Here is a 20,398-nt window from a genome sequence, read left to right on the forward strand (position 1 = left end):
CTGGTCCGCGGGCATGGTCGGCTCATGCGCCACGAGAGGAGCCACCCGCCCAGCGCCGTCCAGGGCGTGCGAGTAGGCTGTCCGACGTGCAAGTCCACGGCCGCCCCTCCCCCGATCCGGCAGGTTCGGCCCGTCTCGGCGCGCTCTTCCCGCTGCAGGCGGTCGTGCTCGGCGCACTGGTGCCGGCCTTCATCTTCAGCATCGGCATCGGGGCGATGCTGCCGGTCATCGCACCGCATGCGGTCCAGCAGGGCGCTCCGCTCGCGGTCGCGGGAGTCATCGCGGCGATGCTCCCGGTGGGGCAGATCCTCGCCGACGTCCCCGCCGGAGCCCTGGCCGCCCGCATCGGGGACCGTCGAGCGATGCTGGCGGCCGGCGGCCTGGCCGGTCTGGGACTGCTCGCCGCGGCCGCGGCCCCCACGCTGGTGACGCTGGGGCTGGCGGTGCTGCTGGTGGGTGCCGCGAATGCGGTGTTCCACCTGGCGCGGCATTCCTACCTCACGGAGATCACCCCGGCTCTGCATCGCGCCCGAGTCCTGTCCACCCTGGGCGGGGTGCATCGCATCGGGCAGTTCGTCGGGCCGTTCCTGGGGGCGGTCGTCCTCCATGCCGGGGACCTGCGGCTGGTCTTCGTACTGGCGGCTGGGACGGCGGCCGCGGCCACCGTCACGGTGGCGCTGGCTCGACCGGACCCGTCAGCCGAGACTCTGGATGCGCCCGTCGCCGGAGACTCCCGACGCCGTCCCCGGCTGGCCGCCGTGCTCGGTCAGCACCGCAGGCTCCTGCTCACCCTGGGGGCACCTGTGCTGCTGGTGGGCGCGATCCGCGGGGCCCGGCAGCAGGTGATTCCGCTCTGGGGCGAGCACATCGGCCTGGATCCGGCGACCATCTCGATCATCTTCGGGATCGCCGGCGGCATCGACATGCTGCTGTTCTACCCGGCGGGGAAGATCATGGACCGGTTCGGCCGTCTGTGGATCGGGGTCCCGGCCATGATCACCCTCGGCGTGGCCATGGCGCTGGTCCCGTTGACGCACAGCACGACCCAGATGGTCTGGGTGGCCGTGGCCCTCGGTCTCGGCAACGGTCTGGGGTCCGGGATCATGATGACCGTCGCCTCCGATGTCGCGCCGTCGCAGGGGCGGCCCCAGTTCCTGGGGGCCTGGCGGCTCCTGCAGGACCTGGGCATCGCCGCGGGCCCGCTGATCGTGGCCTCCGGAGCGGCTCTGGGCTCGTTGGCGGCGGGCATCTGGGTGGCGGCCGCGATGGGCCCCTGCGCCGCCGGCGCCCTGCAGCGTTGGCTGCCGCAGTGGTCAGTGCATGCGAACCGGACCACTCGGCGGCGGGCAGGGCTGTCGGCGGATCAGCGGTGATGCTCCGGGAGCACTCCGGGTGAGAGCTCAGTGCGGGGCGCTGACCGATTCGATCCGGGGTGCGGAGGTGGAGGAGCGCACCACCAGGTCATAGGGGAGGTCGGCGTCGGCGTCGTCGGTGGGCAGCGCCTCGGTGCCCTCGATCAGCTCCAGGATCTCCCGTGCCGCACGGCCTCCCTGGCCCAGCGGATGCTGATCCACCGTGGTGAGTCCGAAGAGGGGGCCCAGGTCATGGCCGTCGATGCCGATCACCGAGACGTCTCCGGGGACCTCCAGGCCCAGGTCGCGGGCCGCCAGCAGTGCTCCGATGGCCATCTCGTCGGAGAAGGCCACCACCGCGGTGGGGGCAGATGCTGAGCGGCCCAGCACGGACTTCGCCGCTCGATGACCGCCTTCCACCGTGAAGTCCGCAGTCACGCACAGCTGCGGATCCGCTGAGAGTCCAGCCTCTGCCAGTGCATCACGGAATCCGTTCTCGCGCCGAGCCGGCACATGGAAGTCGCGGTTGAAGCTGGCCTCTGCTCCGATGCGGCCGATCCTCCGGTGGCCCAGACGCAGCAGGTGCTCCACGGCGAGGTGGGCGACGCCGTGGTCGTCGATGGCCCGGCCGGGCAGGCGGGGGTTCGATCCGCCCAGCGTCAGCACAGGAATGCCGAGACCCGTGAGCTGGTCGATCTCGTCGGCGTCGAGCTCCATGGCCACCACGATGAGGCCGTCCACGCGTCGCCGGCGGAGGAACGAGGAGAAGATCTCCTGTCGGACCTCGGCGTCGTCGGTGACGTTGTAGAGCGTGAGATCGTAGCCGCGACGGCTGAGCTCCTCGGAGATCCCGGTGAGCACCGTGGAGAAGAACCAGCGGTGCAGATCCGGCAGCATGACCCCGATGTTGCGGGTCCGCCCGGAGGCCAGGCTGGAGGCAGCCGAGGACACCACGTAGCCGAGCTCATCGGCCACCTGGAGGACCTTCTGCCGCGTGGCCGGCGAGACATGGCCTCGTCCGCTGAGCGCGCGAGAGACGGTCGCGGACGACACTCCCGCCGCGCGGGCGACCTCATCGATGCTGACCACGGTGGCGATTCCTCAGATCAGGGGGACGTTCTCCGGCGAGACCAACCATACAACGGCGTCCTGCGGCAGCAGGGGCGCTCGGTCCTCCCGGTCCGGAGCGCCGGACTCGGCGACCAGCTCGGTGCTGGACGCCAGGACGTGGCGCCCGGGCGGCAGCGGGATCGGCGTGGCGCCGAAGTTCGCGAGCACGACGACGTCCTGGTTGCTCAGCGCCAGGACATCTTCGCTCTGCCCCTCAGCGACCCCGGGCAGCTCGCCCGGATCGAGCCAGCGTAGCGTCCCCTCCCCCAGGCCGTAGGCGCGACGGACCTCCAGCAGGCGCCGATACAGCGACAGCGTCGAGCCGGCGTCCTCGCGCTGACAGTCGCGGGCGAACGTCCCCCAGCCCTCCGGCTGAGGCAGCCAGGAACGGCCCGAGGAGCTGAAGCCCGCCGCCGGCGCATCGGACTCCCAGGGAATCGGCACGCGGCATCCGTCCCGGCCGTACCGTTCGCCGCGGGTGCGGAACCATGTGGGATCCTGCCGGGCCTCGTCAGGGATGTCGAGCACCTCCGGCAGGCCCAGCTCCTCACCCTGGTACAGGTAGGCCGAGCCGGGCAGCGCCAGCATGAGCGCCGTGGCGGCGCGCGCCCGGCGGAGGGCATGCTGCGGCTCGGGCAGTCCGGGGAAGTCCGGACCGATGCCCGTGCCCTGCGGGTTCTCCGCCGTGAGTCCCAGACGGGTGGCGTGCCGGACGACGTCGTGATTGGACAGCACCCACGTGCTGGGCGCACCCACCGCGCCGAAGGCACGCAGCGAGTCGTCGATGATCCTGCGCAGGGCCGCCGGCTCCCAGGGAGTCTCGAGGTAGTGGAAGTTGAAGGTCTGGTGCATCTCGTCGGGGCGGACCCATAGGGCCGTCTTCTCGATGGTGGAGACCCAGGCCTCACCGCACAGGGCGCGGTCGCCGTCATACTCGGCCAGCAGCCGGTGCCAGTCTCGGTAGATCTCGTGGACGCCAGGCTGCTCCCAATACGGCGCGGGGGCGCTGTCGCCGCCCATGGAGGCCGCCTCCGGATTCGGGCTCCAGTCGGGGAAGGAGGGGTCCTTGACCATGCCGTGGGCGACGTCCACGCGGAAGCCGTCGACGCCGCGATCGAGCCAGAAGCGCAGGATCCGGCGGAACTCCTCCCGGACCTCCTCATTCTCCCAGTTGAAGTCCGGCTGGCTCGAGTCGAACAGATGCAGGTACCACTGGCCGGGGCTGCCGTCCTCCTCGGTGACGCGCGTCCACGCCGGTCCGCCGAAGATCGAGTCCCAGTTGGTGGGCGGCTGGTCACCGCCCGGACCGCGTCCGTCCCGGAAGATGTAGCGGGCCCGCTCGGCTGATCCCGGTGCTGCCCGGAGCGCCTCCTGGAACCAGGGGTGCTGGTCCGAGGAGTGGTTGGGGACCAGGTCCACGATGATCCGGATCTCGCGGGCATGGGCGGCGGCGAGCATCTCGTCGAAGTCCGCCAGCGTGCCGAAGAGCGGATCGACGTCGCAGTAGTCGGCCACGTCGTAGCCGGCGTCCTTCTGGGGCGAGACCATGAACGGGCTGAGCCAGAGCGCGTCGACGCCGAGGTCGGCCAAGTCGTCCAGCCGCCGAGTGATGCCGCGCAGATCCCCCACTCCGTCGCCGGAGGCGTCCGCGAAGGACCGCGGGTAGATCTGGTAGATGACGGCGGTCCTCCACCACTCGGGGGCGGTAAGAGTCTGCGTGGTGTGGCGTGCGTCATGGCGGGTCTGCATGCTGACACTGTACTGGCAAGCGTTTGCATTTCGCATCCCCCCCCCATCTCGTCAGGGCACAGGGTGTCATACGATCGCCGCCGATCAGGCTTGCGCTGGAAGGTGACCTGCTTCATACTGGAAGCGCTTGCAGTGAGATGGCTCACGAGCTGTCTCCTTTTACCGCACCTGTCATGCCACATCGAGGATCAGAGGACACACCATGAGGGCGAACTTCACCCGAGCCCGCGGCGCCAGCGCCGCGCTGGCCGCCGGCGCGATGCTGCTCACCGCCTGCGGCGCTGACGAGCCCACCACCGACGGAGACGGCGAGAACGAGGCGTTGGAGGCCACGGGAAGCCTCACCGTCTGGGTCGACGCCGACCGGGCCGAGGTGCTCGGCGACGCGGCCGCGGACTTCACCGAGGACACCGGCATCGATGTCGAACTGGTCCAGCAGGACTTCGGCGATATCCAGGACCAGTTCGTCTCCCAGGTCCCCACCGGTGAGGGCCCGGACATCGCCGTCGGCGCCCACGACTGGCTGGGCACGTTGGTGACCAACGGCGTCGTGGCCCCCATCGAACTGGGCGACGCGGCCGCCGACTACCAGGACGTCGCGCTCGAGGCCTGGACCTACGAGGGCAACGTCTACGGCCTGCCCTACTCGATCGAGAACATCGCGATGCTGCGCAACGCCGAGCTCGCCCCCGAGGCGCCGGAGACCTACGACGAGATGATCGCCATGGGTCAGGACGCCGACGTCGACTACCCCTTCCTGGTGGGACTGGACCCCACGGAGGCCGACCCCTACCACCTGTACCCGTTCCAGATGTCCTTCGGGGCGCCGGTGTTCGGCGCTGACGCGGACGGCGCCTATGACGCCGAGGACCTGCAGATCGGCAACGACGGCGGCCTCGAGTTCGCCGACTGGCTCGCCGAGCAGGGCGCTGAGGGTCTCCTCAACACCAACATCGACGGCGACCTCGCCCGCGAGAACTTCATCGACGGCAACACTCCGTTCCTGCTGACCGGACCCTGGAACGCTCCGGCCGCCCTGGAGGCCGGCATCGATCTGGAGGTCGACGCGATCCCGGCCCCTGGTGACGACGACGCGCAGCCCTTCGCCGGCGTGCAGGGCTTCTTCCTCTCCGCACAGAGCGAGAACGTGGTCGCCGCCACCATGTTCCTCACCGACTACATCGGTTCGGCCGAGGTGCAGACCGCGCTCTATGAGGTCGGCGGCCGTGCCCCCGCCCTCACGGAGTCCTTCGACGCCGCCCTGGCCGACGACGAGATCGTCGCCGGGTTCGGCGAGGTCGGCGCCGAGGCCGTCCCGATGCCCAGCATCCCCGAGATGGGTGCCGTCTGGGAGTTCTGGGGCACCACCCAGGCTGCGATCATCAACGGCGACGGCGACCCCGCTGAGCTCTGGGAGGACATGGCCGAGGACATCGCCGGAGCCATCGACTGATCCCTGATGACCACCACCACTCCTGCCCCCGGTCAGACCCCGCCGTCGCTCCCGACGCGCGGGGTCTCACCCGGCGGCTCCACTCAACGGAGGCGGAGTCGGCGTGCCCAGCGCATCGCCGACACCGCCTCCGCCGGGTGGAAGCTGCTGGTCTTCAAGATCCTCGTCCTCGGCGTGCTCAACGCCGTCGGCCTCTATGCGGCCCTCGTGCTCTTCGCCGGAGGCCGCCCCGTCATCGCGGGCCTCGTCGTCCTCGCCGGGATCCTCATCTCCTGGGTGTACTTCCGTCGCGGCGGCCTGCCGGTCAAGTACCTGCTCCCCGGCGTGGCGTTCCTGCTGATCTTCCAGATCTTCATGGTGCTCTACTCCGGGTACGTGGCCTTCACCAACTATGGGACCGGCCACAACAGCACCAAGGACGACGCGGTGCACGCGATCATGCTGCAGAACCAGGAGCGCGTCCCAGACTCCCCCACCTACCAGCTGGCGGTGGCCGAACGCTTCGGCGAGCTCTCCTTCGTGGTCACCGACCCGGCCGGCGACGTGTTCATCGGTGCTGAGGAGCAGCCGCTGGAGGCCGTCGCCGGCGCCGTGCTCGACGCCGGCGTGGTGGTCGACGTCCCCGGTCATGACGTCCTGGACTTCGCCGAGGTGCTTCAGCGCCAGGGCGAGATCACGCAGCTGGCGGTCCCGTTCAGCCAGGACCCCAACGACGGTGTGCTGCGCACCCAGGACGCCCGGTCCGCCTACCTCTACACCTCTCGGTACGTCTATGACGCCGAGGCCGACACCATGACGAACTCCGAGACCGGGACCGTCTACGCCGACGTCGGCGACGGCGCCTTCACCGCGTCCACCGGCGAGCAGCTCATGCCGGGCTGGAGGATCCACGTCGGCATGGACAACTTCGTGCGCGCCGCCACCGAACCGGCCATCCGCGGCCCGCTGATCTCGGTGACCATCTGGACCTTCGCCTTCGCGTTCCTGTCCGTGGCGACGACCTTCGTGCTCGGCCTGTTCCTGGCGATCGTCTTCAACGACCCGCGGATGCGCAGTCGCAGGTACTACCGGCTGATCATGATCCTTCCCTACGCCTTCCCCGGATTCCTCTCGGCGCTGGTGTGGGCCGGAATGCTCAACCAGGAGTTCGGCTTCGTCAACAACGTGCTCTTCGGCGGCGCCCAGATCCCCTGGCTGACGGATGCCCTGCTGGCGAAGGTCTCCATCCTGCTGGTGAACCTGTGGCTGGGCTTCCCCTACATGTTCCTGGTGTGCACCGGAGCGCTGCAGGCGATACCCGACGACCTCACCGAGGCGGCGCAGATGGACGGGGCCCGTCCGTTCCAGGCGTTCCGGCTGATCAAGCTCCCGCTGCTGCTGGTGTCCCTGGCACCCCTGCTGATCTCCGCCTTCGCGTTCAACTTCAACAACCTCACCCTGGTGTACATGCTCACCGGCGGTGGCCCGCGGAACATCGACGCGGACATCAACGTCGGCGCCACCGACATCCTGATCACCCTGGTGTACAAGGTGGCCTTCGTCGGGGCCGATCGGGACTACGGTCTGGCCAGCGCCTTCGCGATCCTGATATTCCTGCTGGTGGGGACCGTCTCGGTCATCGCCTTCCGGCAGACCAAATCGCTCGAGGAGCTGAACTGACATGTCCGTGCAGACCTCTCCCGCACCGGCGGCCCCGTCCGTCGAGGAGCCTCGGACCGTCCGGCTCCGGCGTCCGTTCCGCGTCTGGATGCGCCAGACCGGATGGCGGCACGGCGTGGGCGCCGCCATCGTCGTGTTCTCCGTGTTCCCGCTGGTCTACGTGTTCTCCGCCTCGCTGAATCCCGGGGGCACGCTGATCACCGCGAACACTCTGTTCGGCAACATGAGCCTGGAGAGCTACATCGAGCTGTTCAACCGTCCGCAGCAGCCGTACGCGGCCTGGTTCGGCAATACGCTGTTCATCGGACTGGTCTCCTCAGCGGGCAGCGTGCTGCTCGGCGCCCTGGCCGCCTACGCGTTCTCCCGGATGCGGTTCACCGGACGGCGCGTCGGGCTCATCACGCTGCTGCTGGTCCAGATGTTTCCGCAGCTGCTGGCCATGGTGGCGATCTTCCTGCTCATGCTCTCGATCGGTGAGGTGTTCCCGGCGATCGGGGTCAACAGCCAGCTCGGGCTGATCATGGTGTACCTGGGTGGAGCGCTCGGAGTGAACACGTACCTGATGTACGGGTTCTTCAACACGATCCCCCAGTCCATCGATGAGGCGGCGCGCATCGACGGGGCCGGTCACGCCCGGATCTTCTTCACGATCATCCTGCCGCTGGTCTCCCCCATCCTGGCTGTGGTGGCGCTGCTGTCGTTCATCGCCACCACCAACGACTTCGTCGTGGCCTCGGTGCTGCTCATCGATCCGGAGAAGCAGACCCTGGCTGTGGGCCTCTACCAGTTCATCTCTCAGGAGACCTCGCAGAACTGGTCGATCTTCGCCGCCGGCGCCGTGTTGGCCGCGATCATCCCGGTGGCGCTGTTCCTGGCCCTGCAGAAGTACATCATCGGCGGCCTGACCGCCGGCAGTGTGAAGTGAGGACTCGTGACCGTCTCCCCCGTGCAGCGTCCCCTCCCCCACCATGACGGGTCCCCGCTCCACGTCTCCGAGGACGCCCCGGCGCTCGGGGACGTGGTGCGGCTGCGCCTGCGCGTGCCCACGACGTGGGATCCGCTGGTCTCTGTGACCGTGCGATCCAACCCAGACCGCGAGCCGGTCTGGGACGAGGCCGTCCTCCTCGGGGAGGCCGGAGGCTGGCAGTGGTGGGAGGCGACGGTCACCGTCCACAATCCCCGCCACGGGTACCGGTGGCTGCTGCGGCAGCACGATGGAGCCGTCCGCTGGCTCAACCAGGCCGGTCTGCACGCCGGAGAGGTGCGCGACGTCGACGACTTCGTCCTGCTGGCCACCCCTCCGGCGCCGAGCTGGCTCGCGGAGTCGGTGATGTACCAGATCTTCCCCGATCGCTTCGCCCGGTCCGCGGCTGCGGACGGACGTCCCACCCCGGACTGGGCGATCCCCGCCGCCTGGGAGGACCCCGTGGATCCGGTCATGCCCGCCCGGACCCAGCAGCTCTACGGCGGCGACCTGGACGGGATCGTAGAGAAGCTCGACCACCTGGCGGACCTCGGCGTGGATCTGCTGTACCTGACCCCGATCTTCCCCGCGGCCTCCAACCACCGGTACGACGCCGCCAGCTTCGACCACGTGGACCCGCTGCTCGGCGGCGACGACGCCTATGTGCGGCTCGTGCAGGCCGCCCACGCCCGCGGAATGCGGGTGATCGGCGATCTCACCACGAACCACTCCGGAGAGCGGCATGAATGGTTCCAGACGGCGCTGGCCGATCCCGAGTCTCCGGAACGGACGTACTACTACTTCACCGAAGATGAGGAGAACGGGCGGTCCGTCAGCGCCGAGGACCCGGGCTATGAGGCGTGGCTGGGCGTCCCCTCGCTGCCGAAGTTCGACTGGTCCTCCCAGGAGCTGCGGAATCGGTTCATCCAGGGGCGCGACTCCGTGGTCGCACGTTGGCTGCTCCCGCCCTTCGAGGCCGACGGGTGGCGCATCGACGTCGCCAACATGACCGGACGCCTGCGCGACGTGGATCTGAATGCCCAGGTGCGGCAGATCATGCGCCGCACCATGGAGGAGATCGACCCCGACACGGTCCTGCTCGCGGAGTCCACCAACGACGCCACCGAGGACCTGCAGGGGGACGCCTGGCACGGGGCCATGACCTATCCGGCCTTCACCCGGCCGCTGTGGTCCTGGCTGAGTGAGCCCACCGGGGAGCCCTGGACGACCGCCCAGGACGAGCAGGTCGTGGAGCCCTGGTTCTTCGGTCAGCCGCTGGGCGGCATCCCGAGGGCCACGGCGGCGGAGTTCGCCGAGGCGGTCACCCGGTTCACTGCGGGGATCCCCTGGCGCATCCGGCTGGGGAACATGCAGCCGCTGAACACCCATGACACCGCCCGGTTCGCCACCCACGCCGCCGACGGCGCCATGCCGCTGGCCCTGGGCCTGGCGATGACGCTGCCCGGCGTCCCCGTGCTCTTCGCCGGGGACGAGTTCGGTCTCACCGGGGCCGACGGGGAGACCAGCCGCACGCCGATGCCCTGGGGAGCCGAGGCGGACCCCCCGGTCGCCGAGCGGCTGTCCCTGTGCCGACGGCTCGTCCGGCTGCGCCGCGGGCATCAGGTGCTCGCCCGCGGCGGGATGCGGTGGCTCCACACCGACGATGACGCCGTCGTCTTCCTGCGCGAGTCGGCCTCCGAGACCCTGCTCGTCGTGGCGACCATGGGCGACCGCATCTGGGAGTCCTCCCGGGAGGCGGTCCCGGGACTGGTCGCCGAGGAGGGTCTGGGCACCGACGACGTCTCACGCGTGTTCGGAGAGGCTCAGCTGAGACTCGGCGCTGACAGGGTGCGGGTCTCCGCCCCGGCCCGCACGTTCACCGTGTGGCGGCTTCCCGGAGTGCCTGTGCCCGGAGAGGCTGCCGTCATGAGCTCCGCTGATGCTCAGGAGAAGTCCAGGTTCCGTTCATAGTGTGGCAGGGCTCACCGGGGCTGAAGGCACCGGGGGCGGCCCTGCACCGCACCCAAGGAGAACGACCCTGTCGATGCAGTTGGACATCCTGGGCCCGATCCGGGTCTGCCACGAGGATCGGAGTCCGGTGGTCCTCACCGGCCTCCAGGGGCTGCTGCTGGCCATGCTGGTGGCGGCCCGCGGACGCCCTGTCCCCACGGACCGACTCCTCGACGCGATGTGGGGAGACGACCCCTGCCCCCGGGCGGCCCACCGCCTCCAGACCCATGTGCACCGGCTGCGCCGCACACTCGGGGGCCCCGACGTGCTGCAGGCGGTGGGCGGCGGCTATGTGCTGCAGGTGCCGCCGGGCGCCACGGATGTGGAGCGGTTCGAGAACCTGATCGATGAAGCCGCCGTGACGGCCGATGCGGACCCGCGCCGCGCGCAGGAGCTGCTGGGTCAGGCCTGCGGACTGTGGCGGGGACGACCCTTCGACGGGCAGACCGGCGCCGGGCTCAGCATCGAGGCGCAGCGACTCGACGGACTGCGGCTGACCGCGCGGGAGAGGCTGAACGCGGCGCGCCTGGCCTGCCGAGAGCCGGAGGCGGTGATCGAGGAGGTCCCTTCGTTCATCGCCGAGCATCCCCTGCGGGAACGGCTCTACGAGCTGCTGATGGCCGCTCATGCCCTGCAGGGCCGGCCCACTGAGGCCCTCGAGGTGCACCGGCAGGCCCGCCATCGGCTGGCCGAGGAGCTCGGACTCGACGTCGGCCCTGGTCTGCGTCGGCTCCAAGAGCAGGTGCTCCGTGGAGGGGCGCCGGCGCCGGAGACCTTCCTCACTCCCCGTCGGTCTCCTGCCCCGGCCGCCGGTGCCCCCGCAGCTGGCGTCTCTGCAGCTGGTGGCTCTGTGACCGATGTCTCTGTGACCGGCAGCGCCTCAGGTCGCGCGGCCACGTCCGGCGCGGTCCCTCCCCCGGCACAGCTGCCGGCGCCGCCCCGCGGCTTCCACGGTCGGGAGGAGCTGCTCGCCCGGTTGGACGAACTGCTGGGCGCCGCGCCCGCAGGGGCGTCAGAGGCCGCTCCGGGCGACGCAGCCGGGTCCCGGATCGTGGCACTCACGGGAGGCGGCGGCACCGGCAAGACCGCACTGGCTCTGCACTGGGCCCACGGGGCTGTCACCGACTTCCCCGACGGGTGCCTCTACGCCGATCTGCGGGGCTTCGGTCCGGAGGCTCCCCTGGATCCTTCTCGCATGCTCGCATGGTTCCTCATCGCGCTGGGTGTGGACGCCGCCGGTGTTCCGGCCTCTCGCGCAGAGAGATCCTCACTCCTGCGCTCACTGACGAGCTCCCGTCGCATGCTCATCGTGCTCGACAACGCCCGCGATGCCGACCAGGTCCGTCCTCTGCTGCCCGGGTCGCCTCGCTCCGCGGTGCTGGTCACCAGCCGAGCCGACCTTCGACCTCTGGTGCTCCACGACGGCGCCCATCAGCTGACGGTCCCTCTGATGTCCCCGGCGGAGTCCCGCGCGCTGCTGGGCGGGACCCGTGGCCCCCGTCCCTCCGAGGAGCTGCGGGACTCCCTGGCGGAGGCCTGCTCCCATCTGCCGCTGGCCCTGCGGATCATGGCTGAGCGGCTGCGACTGGAGACCGTCGAGACGGCCCCCGCCCTCCTGCGGGACCTCCAGGATGAGAGGCTGAGGCTCGACCTGCTGGACTCCGGGGATGAGGCGACCTCGGTGCGCACGGTCTTCTCCTGGTCCTGTCAGCGACTCTCCACCTCCTCAGCCCGTCTGTTCCGACTGCTGGGGACGGCCCCCGCCCGGTGGCTGGACGTCCCGGCCGTCGCGGCGCTGGCCGGACTGGGACCGGCCGAGGCGCGCCGTGGGATCGAGGAGCTCGACAGGGCCTGGTTGCTGGAGAGTCTGGAGACGGACCATGTCCGACAGCATGATCTGCTGCGTGACTATGCCGCCGAACTGGCGGAGGAGCAGGAGAGTCCTGAGGAGATCCGGGCGGCGTTCGATCGGCTCTGCTCCCATCTTCTGACCGTCACGGCCGCCGCCGTGCGGTCGGTGACGCGACCGCAGGCCTCAGAATCTGCTGAAGCTGTGGAGCCTGCTGAACCCGGCGCCTCTGGTGCGCCGGCCGCCTCAAGCAGGCCGGCGGAGCGGTTCGACGACCCTCAGGCGGCGGAGGACTGGCTCGCGCGGACCATCGACACCCTCGCCCTCGTCGCAGATCGGGCTGCCGACACCGGACCCCGCTGGTTTCCGACCGAGCTGGCACGTCTGCTGGATCGTCACCTGGATGATCGACGTCAGCTGGACTGCGCCCACCGCCTCCACCGGGCTTCGGCCACTGCGGCGCGACGCATCGGCGAGCTCGAGGCCGAGGCCCATGCCGAGCTCGGGCTCGCCGTGGTCGCGCTCCGGCGGAGTCGGCGGAGCGAGGCTGAACCGCATCTGGAGCGGGCGATGGCGCTGTTGGAGGAGGTCCACGACCCGGTGTGGCCGGAGACCGGGCCGTCGAGCTGAGCGGCGACCCTCGGTGCCTGTCAGAGGGCTCTCGTACCCTCCCTTTGTATTCGAAGATGTGTTCGAACTACGATGGAGGGGACGTACGGCGGCGCCTCTGCCCTGACCGCCGCCCGCGTCTCTTCCCATCGTCAGCGAACACTGCACCTGTGCGCCTCCGGGCGCTGGATCAAGGGAGTAGAGCTGATGAGCCCCACCTCGACCACCCCCGCCCTGCCCGGCGTCGTCCGCCTCCTGGCCCCGGAGGAGGGCCGGCGTCTCGCCGCAGCTCGGCATCGGGCGGCGGAACGCCTGGACTCTTCAGACGCCGCAGGACACCGGTCCCCTGCTGACGTCGACGGCATGCGCCCCCCTGCCTCGGCCGCGCAGCATCTGAGCACCCAGCGTCTGAGCACCCAGCTGACGGTGGAATGTGACGACGCTGAGATCCCCCGACGACTCTGTTGGCGAGACCGCTGGCATGTCGTGGTGGAGGATCCGGTCCGCTGGTTCGAGCGGCGCCGCTGGTGGTTGGAGGACTCCCGCGCGGAGCGCGGGCGCGGACCGGGCGTGGTCGACCATGAGATCTGGCGCCTCCAGATCCGCCTGGAGGCGGCCCCCCGTGCCATGCCGCGCACTGTCGACCTGAGTCGGCACACCGGGTCGGGACGATGGCGGCTGCTGAGGGTCCACGATGTGGCGGCCTGAGCCGTCCGTCCCGGCCGCCGGATCCCGGAGATTTCGCTGATGGGCGGCTTCGTGCATCTCGACGTGGCCACCGCCTACAGCGCCCACCACGGTGCCAGCTGGCCGGAGGACCTGGTGGCGGCCGCGGCGGCCGACGGCGCCGGAGCCGCCACCTGCGTGGATCGGGACGGTCTCTACGGGGCGGTCAAGCATGTCATCGCCTGTCAGGGCCATGACGTCGCTCCGATCCTCGGGGTGAACCTTCCGGTCGCCGAGGAGCGTCCCGACGGCGGCCTGGAGGAGCGTGGACGGGTGGTCCTGCTCGCCCACGGCTCAGCGGCAGGCTACTCCGCCCTGTGCCGGGCGGTCTCCGCCGCTCATCTGCAGGACCGCGGGGCGGGGCCTCGGCTCCCCCTGGCCCGTCTGGTGGAGCTCGCCTGCCCGGAGGGGCCCCGGGCGATCGCCGGGCAGGTTGAGCCGGCCCTGTTCGTGCTGCTGGGCCCGGAGAGCGACGTGGGCGTGGCGGCGGCCTCTCGTCGCTATGCCCAGGCGCGGCGTCTGCTGCGCGGCTGGGTCTCCACGCTGGGTGCGGGGACGCTGCGGGTTGAAGTGGTCTCTCATCTGGCGCCTCCCGGAGAGCCGCTCTCCACCGCCCATGCTGCGCGGATGCTCGCCGTCGCGGAGGACTGTGCGGTGGCTCCCGTGCTGACCAACATGGTGCGCTTCCTGCATGAGGACGATGCCACGACCGCCGACGTCCTCGACGCCGTCCGGGTGCTCTCCAGCCTGCAGGTCACGGAGACCCTGCAGCCCAACGGGCAGGGCTGGCTCAAACCTGCCTCCATGATGGAGCGGATCGCTGAGGAGATCTGCACGTCCAGCACGGCCGCCCGCATCGGGGCCGTGGAGCTGCTGGAGCGCACTCGGGCTCTGGCGCAGCGCTGCCTGCTGGACCCGGAGACCCATATGAGCTTCGGGGCCCCGAAGGTGCCTGAGGCGCGAGTCATCGGGCTGGGGGTCTCAGGACGGTGCACAGACCCCCAGCGGGAGCTCGCCCAGCGGTGCGAAGCGGGACTGACCGCCCGCTATCCCCGGCAGTCCCCCGCCGAGGCGGCGGCGCTGCGCGACCGCCTCGAGCATGAGCTGAGGATCATCGAGGACCTCGGCTTCGCCAGCTACTTCCTCACCGTCGCCGAGGTGGTGGACATGGTCGAGCAGATGGGGGTGCGGGTCTCCGCCCGCGGCTCCGGGGCATCCTCACTGGTGAACCATCTGCTGCGGATCAGCGCCGTGGACCCGCTCGAGCATGAGCTGGTCTTCGAGCGCTTCCTCTCCCGAAGGCGCTCGACCCTTCCGGACATCGACATCGACGTCGAGTCCGCCCGACGCCATGAGGTCTATCACCGCATCGTGGAACGCTTCGGAGCGGAGCGCACCACGTTGATGAGCATGCAGAACAGCTACCGGATCCGCGGGGCGGTGCGCGACGCCGGCCTCGCCCTGGGGCTTCCCGAGGAGGAGATCGCGCAGATCGCCGAGACGATGTGGCGCTTCCCGGCACGTCAGTTCCGTGAGGCGCTGGCAGAGAAGCCGGAGCTGCGTGCCCTGGCCGCCCGCCTGGACTCCGAACGGGAGCAGGGCCGGCAGCAGCTGGACCTCCTGGTGGACCTCACCGAGCGGCTGGACCGTCTGCCGCGCCACATCTCCACCCATCCGTGCGGGATCATCCTGGGTGATCAGCGGCTGCTGGACCTCACTCCGGTCCAGCCCTCGGGGGTGGACGGTCTGCCGATGAGCCAGTTCGACAAGCACGACATGGACCCCATGGGCTTCCTGAAGCTGGATGTGTTGGGCGTACGTATGCAGTCCACCATCGCCCATGCCCTGCAGGAGATCCGCCGCACCACCGGGGAACGGATCGACCTGGAGTCGGTGGACCGCGATGATCCGGACACCTACCGACTCATCCAGTCCACCCACACCCTGGGCTGCTTCCAGATCGAATCCCCCGGGCAGCGGGAGCTGGTCGGCAAGCTGGTCCCGGAGCGGCTGTCCGACCTGGTGGTGGACATCTCGCTGTTCCGGCCGGGCCCGATGGGATCGGGCATGGTGACCCCGTACCTGGAGCGACGGCACGGCTTTGAGCAGGTGCGGTTCCCCCACCCGGACCTGGCGCCGGTGCTGTCCGAGACCCATGGGGTGGTGATCTTCCATGAGCAGGTGCTGCGGATCCTGGACCGGATGACCGGCTGCGGGCTCGACCGCGCCGACGAGTTCCGGCGTGCCCTGGGCGGGCCGGAGGAGGATGCCGTAGAGACGTTCTTCCGCAGCCGGTCGGCACGACGGGGGTACTCCCCCGAGGTTGTCGATGAGGTGTGGGAGATCCTGGCAGGCTTCGGCTCCTTCGGATTCTGCAAGGCCCACGGGGCGGCGTTCGCCGTGCCCACTTTCGAGTCGGCCTGGCTGAAGACCCATCACCCGGCGGCCTTCCTGGCCGGGCTCTTCGAGCATGATCCGGGGATGTACCCGCTGCGGCTGCTGGTGGCTGAGGCCCGCCGCCTGGGTGTGCCGCTGCTGGGCATGGACGTCAACCGCTCCACCGAGCACTACGTGCTCGAGCCGACTCCGTCGCGGAGCCCCCGCGGGGAGCACACCCTGGGCATCCGCATGGCGCTGACCAGTCTCTCGGGCATCAGCGAGGCGGAGGTCCAGCGGATCGTGGAGGCCCAGCCCTTCGACTCCCTGGCGGACCTGCGGGACCGGGCCCGTCCGAAGCGCCCCACGCTGCGCGCGCTCGCCCAGGTGGGCGCGCTGGACTCTCTGATGCCCGGCGGTCGACGGCGCCGGGGCGATCTCGTCGCCTCCGTGGTCGAGCGCACCCGCACGGCGTCCTCCCCGAGGCGGCGCGAAGTGGCGGGGCAGCTGCCCCTGCCGATGGCCGACGTCGAGGTCTCCGCCCTGCCGCAGAAGCATCCGGAGCCGAGCCGGGAGGAGCTGATCAGCGATGAACTCCTGCTGACCAGCATCGACGTCACCGGTCATGTGATGGAGACCCATCGGCACACGATGGACCGTTTCGGTGTGACCCGGGCGGAGGACCTGCTGACGCTGCGCAGCGGCTCCACCGTCCGGGTGGCCGGCATCCGGGTGGCCACCCAGACGCCTCCGATGGCCAGCGGACGGCGGGTGGTGTTCATCAGCCTCGACGACGGCACCGGCTGTGCCGACGTCGCCTTCTTCGACGAGGCGCAGAGCAATGCCGGGGAGATCCTGTTCACCGCCCAGCTGATGCTGGTGGAGGGCACGATCCGCCGCACCGGGCCCCGGGCGGTGAACATCCAGGCCCACGAGGCGTGGGATCTGCGCCGCGAGGACCACGTGGAGCAGCTGTCCCGACGTCGCGCGCCGCAGGCCGCCCGCTCGACTCAGCCGGTCCGGACCGGCTCCAGATCCTCGGCCTCCTCATCGGTGAAGAGGCGGGAACGGATCATGAACCGATGACCGGTGGGCCCCTCGATGGAGAATCCTGCACCGCGGCCTGCGGTGACGTCGATCGTGATGTGGGTGTGCGACCAGTACTCGAACTGCGCCCGGGAGATCCACACCGGGACGGGTTCGCCCGTGCCGGCGTCGAGCTCTCCGAGCAGGACGTCCGACGATCCGGTCAGGAACGTCCCCTGCGTGTAACACATGGGGGCGGAGCCGTCGCAACAGCCACCGGACTGGTGGAACATCAGCGGCCTGCCGTGCTCCTGCCTCAGCCGTCGCAGCAACGCAGCGGCATCCTCGGTCACGCTGACCCGTGGGTACGCCATGGCCTTCATTCCCTTCTGGGCTCCGGCGGCGGCTCCCCCGTCCTGCAGGAGCCGCCACCGAGCGACGTCGCCCGGCGGCTCAGAAGAGCCCTGCCGCGCCTTCCGAGTAGCTGACCAACAGGTTCTTGGTCTGCTGATAGTGGGCGAGCATCATCGCATGGTTCTCGCGGCCGATGCCGGACTGCTTGTACCCGCCGAAGGCGGCGTGGGCCGGGTACTGGTGGTAGCAGTTCGTCCAGACGCGGCCGGCCTGGATCTCTCGGCCGGCCCGGTACGCGGTGTTCGCCTCGCGGGACCACACGCCGGCGCCGAGGCCGTAGAGGGTGTCGTTGGCGATCTCCATGGCGTCCTGGTAGCCGGAGAAGCCGGTCACCGAGACCACCGGGCCGAAGATCTCCTCCTGGAAGATCCGCATCGAGTTCTCGCCCCGGAAGATCGTCGGCTGCACGTAGTACCCCTCGGAGAGGTCTCCGCCCAGGTCCACCCGTTCGCCGCCGAGGAGCACCTCGGCGCCCTCCTGCTTGCCGATGTCGATGTAGGACAGGATCTTCTCCAGCTGGTCGTTCGAAGCCTGGGCCCCGATCATCGTGGAGGTGTCCAGGGGGTTTCCCTGGGTGACCTTCCGGGTCCGGGCGATCGCGTCGTCCAGGAAGCCCTCGATGATGGAGTCGTCGATCAGCGCACGCGACGGGCAGGTGCAGACCTCCCCCTGGTTCAGGGCGAACATCGTGAAGCCCTCGAGCGCCTTGTCGTAGAACGCGTCCTTCTCCCGGGCGACGTCGTCGAAGAAGATGTTGGGGCTCTTGCCGCCGAGCTCCAGGGTCACCGGGATCAGGTTCTGCGTGGCGTACTGCATGATGAGCCGGCCGGTGGTGGTCTCCCCGGTGAAGGCGATCTTCCGGATCCGGGGGCTGGAGGCCAGGGGCGCCCCAGCCTCCGCGCCGAAGCCGTTGACCACGTTGACCACGCCCTCCGGGAGCAGATCGGCGATGAGCTCCATCAGCACCAGGATCGAGGTCGGAGTCTGCTCGGCGGGCTTGAGCACGACCGCGTTGCCGGCGGCCAGGGCCGGGGCGAGCTTCCAGGTGGCCATCAGCAGCGGGAAGTTCCAGGGGATGATCTGTCCGACGACCCCGAGCGGCTCGTGGAAGTGGTAGGCGACCGTGTCGCCGTCGAGCTCGGAGATGCCGCCCTCCTGTGCCCGGATCGCTGAGGCGAAGTAGCGGAAGTGGTCGACCACCAGCGGCAGGTCGGCCGCCAGGCACTCCCGCACAGGTTTGCCGTTGTCCCAGGTCTCGGCGACGGCCAGCATCTCCAGGTTCTCCTCGATGCGGTCGGCGACCCGGTTCAGGATCACGGCGCGCTCCGCCGCAGCAGTGCGGCCCCAGGCGGGTGCGGCCCGATGGGCGGCGTCGAGGGCCAGCTCGATGTCCTCGGCGTCGGACTGCGCGATCTCGGTGAAGGTCCGTCCGGTCACCGGTGAGGGGTTCTCGAAGTATCGGCCCTTCACGGGGGCGGTCCACGCTCCACCGATCCAGTTGTCGTAGCGGGCTTTGAAGGTCACCAGGCTCTCAGGACTGCCGGGCTGCGCGTAGACGGTCATCGGGACTCCTTCGTCGTGATGGTCAGTGACGTCGCTCACGACTGTGACCGTAGCTCCGCCGACGTTGCACCTTCGTTGCATGCCCGTCGAGTCATCACAGGGCGGGCCCTCAGCTCCGGCAGATGACGGCACCGCTGTGATGCTCGTCTCCTCTGCGTGGTCTATCCTGACCGCATCACGTGCACCATCGGAGCCGTCGTCGGATCGGTGTGCGACGGCCCTGCCTGCTGACGAACATCTCGCGCAGGCCCCATCGGCGGCCCGAACCTCACCAGCCCATGTCCCACCACCACAGGAGGTCTCATGGGGAGAGAGCCCGTCCCCGACGAGCCGCAGACCTGGTCTGTCCTGCCGCCGGTGCTGCGCGAGTCCTGGCTGCGTTCGGCGAGCTACCTCGACGACCCCGTGAGAGCCCAGGCGCCGATCGACCTGGACGACGGCGACCTGAACACGCTGCGTCGCGAACATCCGCTCTCCGCCGCCATGCCGCTGCTGGACAGACTGCTGGTCCAGCCCGCGAAGGACGCGGGTCTCGTCGTCGCCATCGGCGACGCCCAGGGGCGCCTCCTCTGGGTGGACGGTTCCCGCCAGGCGATGCGCCGGGCCGAGACCAGTGCCTTCCAGGCGGGCGCCAACTGGTCGGAGCGCGCCGTCGGCACCTCGGCTCCCGGCACTGCGCTGGCCACCGGACGGGCCGTCCAGGTGAATCAGGAGGAGCACTTCGTCCCTGCAGCCCACCAGTTCTCCTGCTCAGCCGCGCCGATCCGCTGTCCGCAGACCGGGGAGCTGCTCGGCGTGGTGGACATCACCGGCGGTCCTGCAGCCGTGGAGACGCACGCGCTGCCGCTGGTGCTCGCCGCCATCACCGCGGCCCAGGGTGAGCTGCGCTCCCAGCCCCGATCCGCCCCACAGCTCAGATTCTCCGTGCTGGGCTCAGAGACCGGCACGGTCACGGCCGGAGCGTCGAGCTGGCGATTGAGTCTGCGCCACGCAGAGCTGCTGACCCTGCTGGCCTGGGAGGAGTCATCGCCCTCCGGAGGCGGAGCCAGCGCTGCCCGTCTGGCCGAGGACATCTTCGGTGAGACGGGGCATGAGGTCGCCCTGCGCGCGGAGGTGACTCGGCTGAGGCGGCTCCTTGCCGGCCTGCCGGGACGCGCGGACCCGCCCAGGCTGAACTCTCGGCCGTACCGCCTGGATCCGCCGCCGTGGCTGGACGCCGTCGGTGTCGTCCATGCCCTCGCCGCCGGTGATCGCACCGCGGCGTTGGACCTGTACTCCGGGGAGCTGCTGCCTCGGTCCGAGGCGCCGGGGATCGTCAGGATCCGTTGGGAGCTCTCCGCGATGCTCCGAGAATCCATCCTGCAGGACGGCTCCCCGTGGGAGATCTGTCGATATCTGCAGCTGCCGGAGGCGCGCGGTGACGGCGAGGTCCTCCGGGAGGCACTGCGCGTGTTGCCACCGGACTCGCCGCAGCGAGCCCTGCTGATCGCCCGCTCGGACCTCTGAACGGCGGCACCTCGCCCCTCGGGGAGGCGGGC

At 70.0% G+C, this 20,398-nt stretch carries 13 protein-coding genes; 9 read left to right on the forward strand and 4 right to left on the reverse strand.

Annotated features, from left to right (window positions below; genetic code table 11):
* Positions 1 to 86: 86 nt before the first annotated feature.
* Positions 87 to 1,373 (forward strand): MFS transporter, encoded by a 1,287-nt coding sequence (locus Q7C18_RS04170; RefSeq protein WP_311024319.1) that lies wholly within the window; start codon positions 87 to 89, stop codon positions 1,371 to 1,373.
* Between the two features lie 27 nt (positions 1,374 to 1,400).
* Here Q7C18_RS04170 and Q7C18_RS04175 read toward each other — a convergent pair whose 3' ends face one another.
* Both Q7C18_RS04175 and Q7C18_RS04180 read right to left on the reverse strand, forming a co-directional pair.
* Complete coding sequence (locus Q7C18_RS04175) at positions 1,401 to 2,441, reverse strand: LacI family DNA-binding transcriptional regulator (protein WP_311024320.1); 1,041 nt, start codon at positions 2,439 to 2,441, stop codon at positions 1,401 to 1,403.
* Positions 2,442 to 2,453: 12 nt separating this feature from the next.
* Positions 2,454 to 4,211 carry a glycoside hydrolase family 13 protein gene (locus tag Q7C18_RS04180; protein WP_311024321.1) on the reverse strand — a complete coding sequence of 586 codons (1,758 nt, stop codon included), beginning with the start codon at positions 4,209 to 4,211 and terminating at the stop codon, positions 2,454 to 2,456.
* A gap of 202 nt (positions 4,212 to 4,413) precedes the next feature.
* On the opposite strand from Q7C18_RS04180, the gene Q7C18_RS04185 reads away from it, so the two are divergent.
* From Q7C18_RS04185 to Q7C18_RS04215, 7 genes are all read left to right on the forward strand, one after another.
* Positions 4,414 to 5,664, forward strand: a complete 1,251-nt coding sequence (locus Q7C18_RS04185; protein WP_311024322.1) for a maltose ABC transporter substrate-binding protein — start codon at positions 4,414 to 4,416, stop codon at positions 5,662 to 5,664.
* A gap of 6 nt (positions 5,665 to 5,670) precedes the next feature.
* Positions 5,671 to 7,323, forward strand: a complete 1,653-nt coding sequence (locus tag Q7C18_RS04190; RefSeq protein WP_311024323.1) for an ABC transporter permease subunit — start codon at positions 5,671 to 5,673, stop codon at positions 7,321 to 7,323.
* Between the two features lies 1 nt (position 7,324).
* Complete coding sequence (locus tag Q7C18_RS04195) at positions 7,325 to 8,248, forward strand: sugar ABC transporter permease (RefSeq protein WP_311024324.1); 924 nt, start codon at positions 7,325 to 7,327, stop codon at positions 8,246 to 8,248.
* 6 nt (positions 8,249 to 8,254) lie between these two features.
* On the forward strand, positions 8,255 to 10,258 hold the full coding sequence (locus Q7C18_RS04200; protein WP_311024325.1) for a glycoside hydrolase family 13 protein: 2,004 nt from the start codon (positions 8,255 to 8,257) through the stop codon (positions 10,256 to 10,258).
* A 73-nt stretch (positions 10,259 to 10,331) separates the two neighbouring features.
* Complete coding sequence (locus Q7C18_RS04205) at positions 10,332 to 12,776, forward strand: AfsR/SARP family transcriptional regulator (RefSeq protein WP_311024326.1); 2,445 nt, start codon at positions 10,332 to 10,334, stop codon at positions 12,774 to 12,776.
* 186 nt (positions 12,777 to 12,962) lie between these two features.
* Positions 12,963 to 13,463, forward strand: a complete 501-nt coding sequence (locus Q7C18_RS04210) for a hypothetical protein (RefSeq protein ID WP_344682883.1) — start codon at positions 12,963 to 12,965, stop codon at positions 13,461 to 13,463.
* 39 nt (positions 13,464 to 13,502) lie between these two features.
* On the forward strand, positions 13,503 to 16,943 hold the full coding sequence (locus Q7C18_RS04215) for a DNA polymerase III subunit alpha (protein ID WP_311024327.1): 3,441 nt from the start codon (positions 13,503 to 13,505) through the stop codon (positions 16,941 to 16,943).
* Here Q7C18_RS04215 and Q7C18_RS04220 read toward each other — a convergent pair.
* Positions 16,868 to 17,266 carry a DUF779 domain-containing protein gene (locus Q7C18_RS04220; RefSeq protein ID WP_070159901.1) on the reverse strand — a complete coding sequence of 133 codons (399 nt, stop codon included), beginning with the start codon at positions 17,264 to 17,266 and terminating at the stop codon, positions 16,868 to 16,870. The genes Q7C18_RS04215 and Q7C18_RS04220 overlap by 76 nt on opposite strands.
* A 70-nt stretch (positions 17,267 to 17,336) precedes the next feature.
* The gene (locus tag Q7C18_RS04225) at positions 17,337 to 18,860 is read right to left on the reverse strand and encodes an aldehyde dehydrogenase family protein (protein WP_070159902.1); all 1,524 of its coding nucleotides are present in this window, start codon (positions 18,858 to 18,860) and stop codon (positions 17,337 to 17,339) included.
* Between the two features lie 303 nt (positions 18,861 to 19,163).
* Here Q7C18_RS04225 and Q7C18_RS04230 point away from each other — a divergent pair, with 303 nt between their 5' ends.
* A complete protein-coding gene (locus Q7C18_RS04230; RefSeq protein WP_311024328.1) occupies positions 19,164 to 20,366 on the forward strand; it encodes a GAF domain-containing protein in 1,203 nt (400 codons plus the stop codon).
* Positions 20,367 to 20,398 lie beyond the last annotated feature (32 nt).

The sequence above is a fragment of the Nesterenkonia sp. CL21 genome, assembly GCF_031705515.1.
In the GTDB taxonomy this organism is placed as follows: domain Bacteria; phylum Actinomycetota; class Actinomycetes; order Actinomycetales; family Micrococcaceae; genus Nesterenkonia; species Nesterenkonia aethiopica.

Excerpts from the sequence above, each read along its gene's own strand:
- Q7C18_RS04210 (WP_344682883.1), top strand. The coding sequence starts at position 12,963 with ATGAGCCCCACCTCGACCACCCCCGCCCTGCCCGGCGTCGTCCGCCTC.
- Q7C18_RS04180 (WP_311024321.1), bottom strand. The coding sequence starts at position 4,211 with ATGCAGACCCGCCATGACGCACGCCACACCACGCAGACTCTTACCGCC.
- Q7C18_RS04215 (WP_311024327.1), top strand. The coding sequence starts at position 13,503 with ATGGGCGGCTTCGTGCATCTCGACGTGGCCACCGCCTACAGCGCCCAC.
- Q7C18_RS04230 (WP_311024328.1), top strand. The coding sequence starts at position 19,164 with ATGGGGAGAGAGCCCGTCCCCGACGAGCCGCAGACCTGGTCTGTCCTG.
- Q7C18_RS04220 (WP_070159901.1), bottom strand. The coding sequence starts at position 17,266 with ATGAAGGCCATGGCGTACCCACGGGTCAGCGTGACCGAGGATGCCGCT.
- Q7C18_RS04185 (WP_311024322.1), top strand. The coding sequence starts at position 4,414 with ATGAGGGCGAACTTCACCCGAGCCCGCGGCGCCAGCGCCGCGCTGGCC.
- Q7C18_RS04205 (WP_311024326.1), top strand. The coding sequence starts at position 10,332 with ATGCAGTTGGACATCCTGGGCCCGATCCGGGTCTGCCACGAGGATCGG.
- Q7C18_RS04225 (WP_070159902.1), bottom strand. The coding sequence starts at position 18,860 with ATGACCGTCTACGCGCAGCCCGGCAGTCCTGAGAGCCTGGTGACCTTC.
- Q7C18_RS04195 (WP_311024324.1), top strand. The coding sequence starts at position 7,325 with ATGTCCGTGCAGACCTCTCCCGCACCGGCGGCCCCGTCCGTCGAGGAG.
- Q7C18_RS04190 (WP_311024323.1), top strand. The coding sequence starts at position 5,671 with ATGACCACCACCACTCCTGCCCCCGGTCAGACCCCGCCGTCGCTCCCG.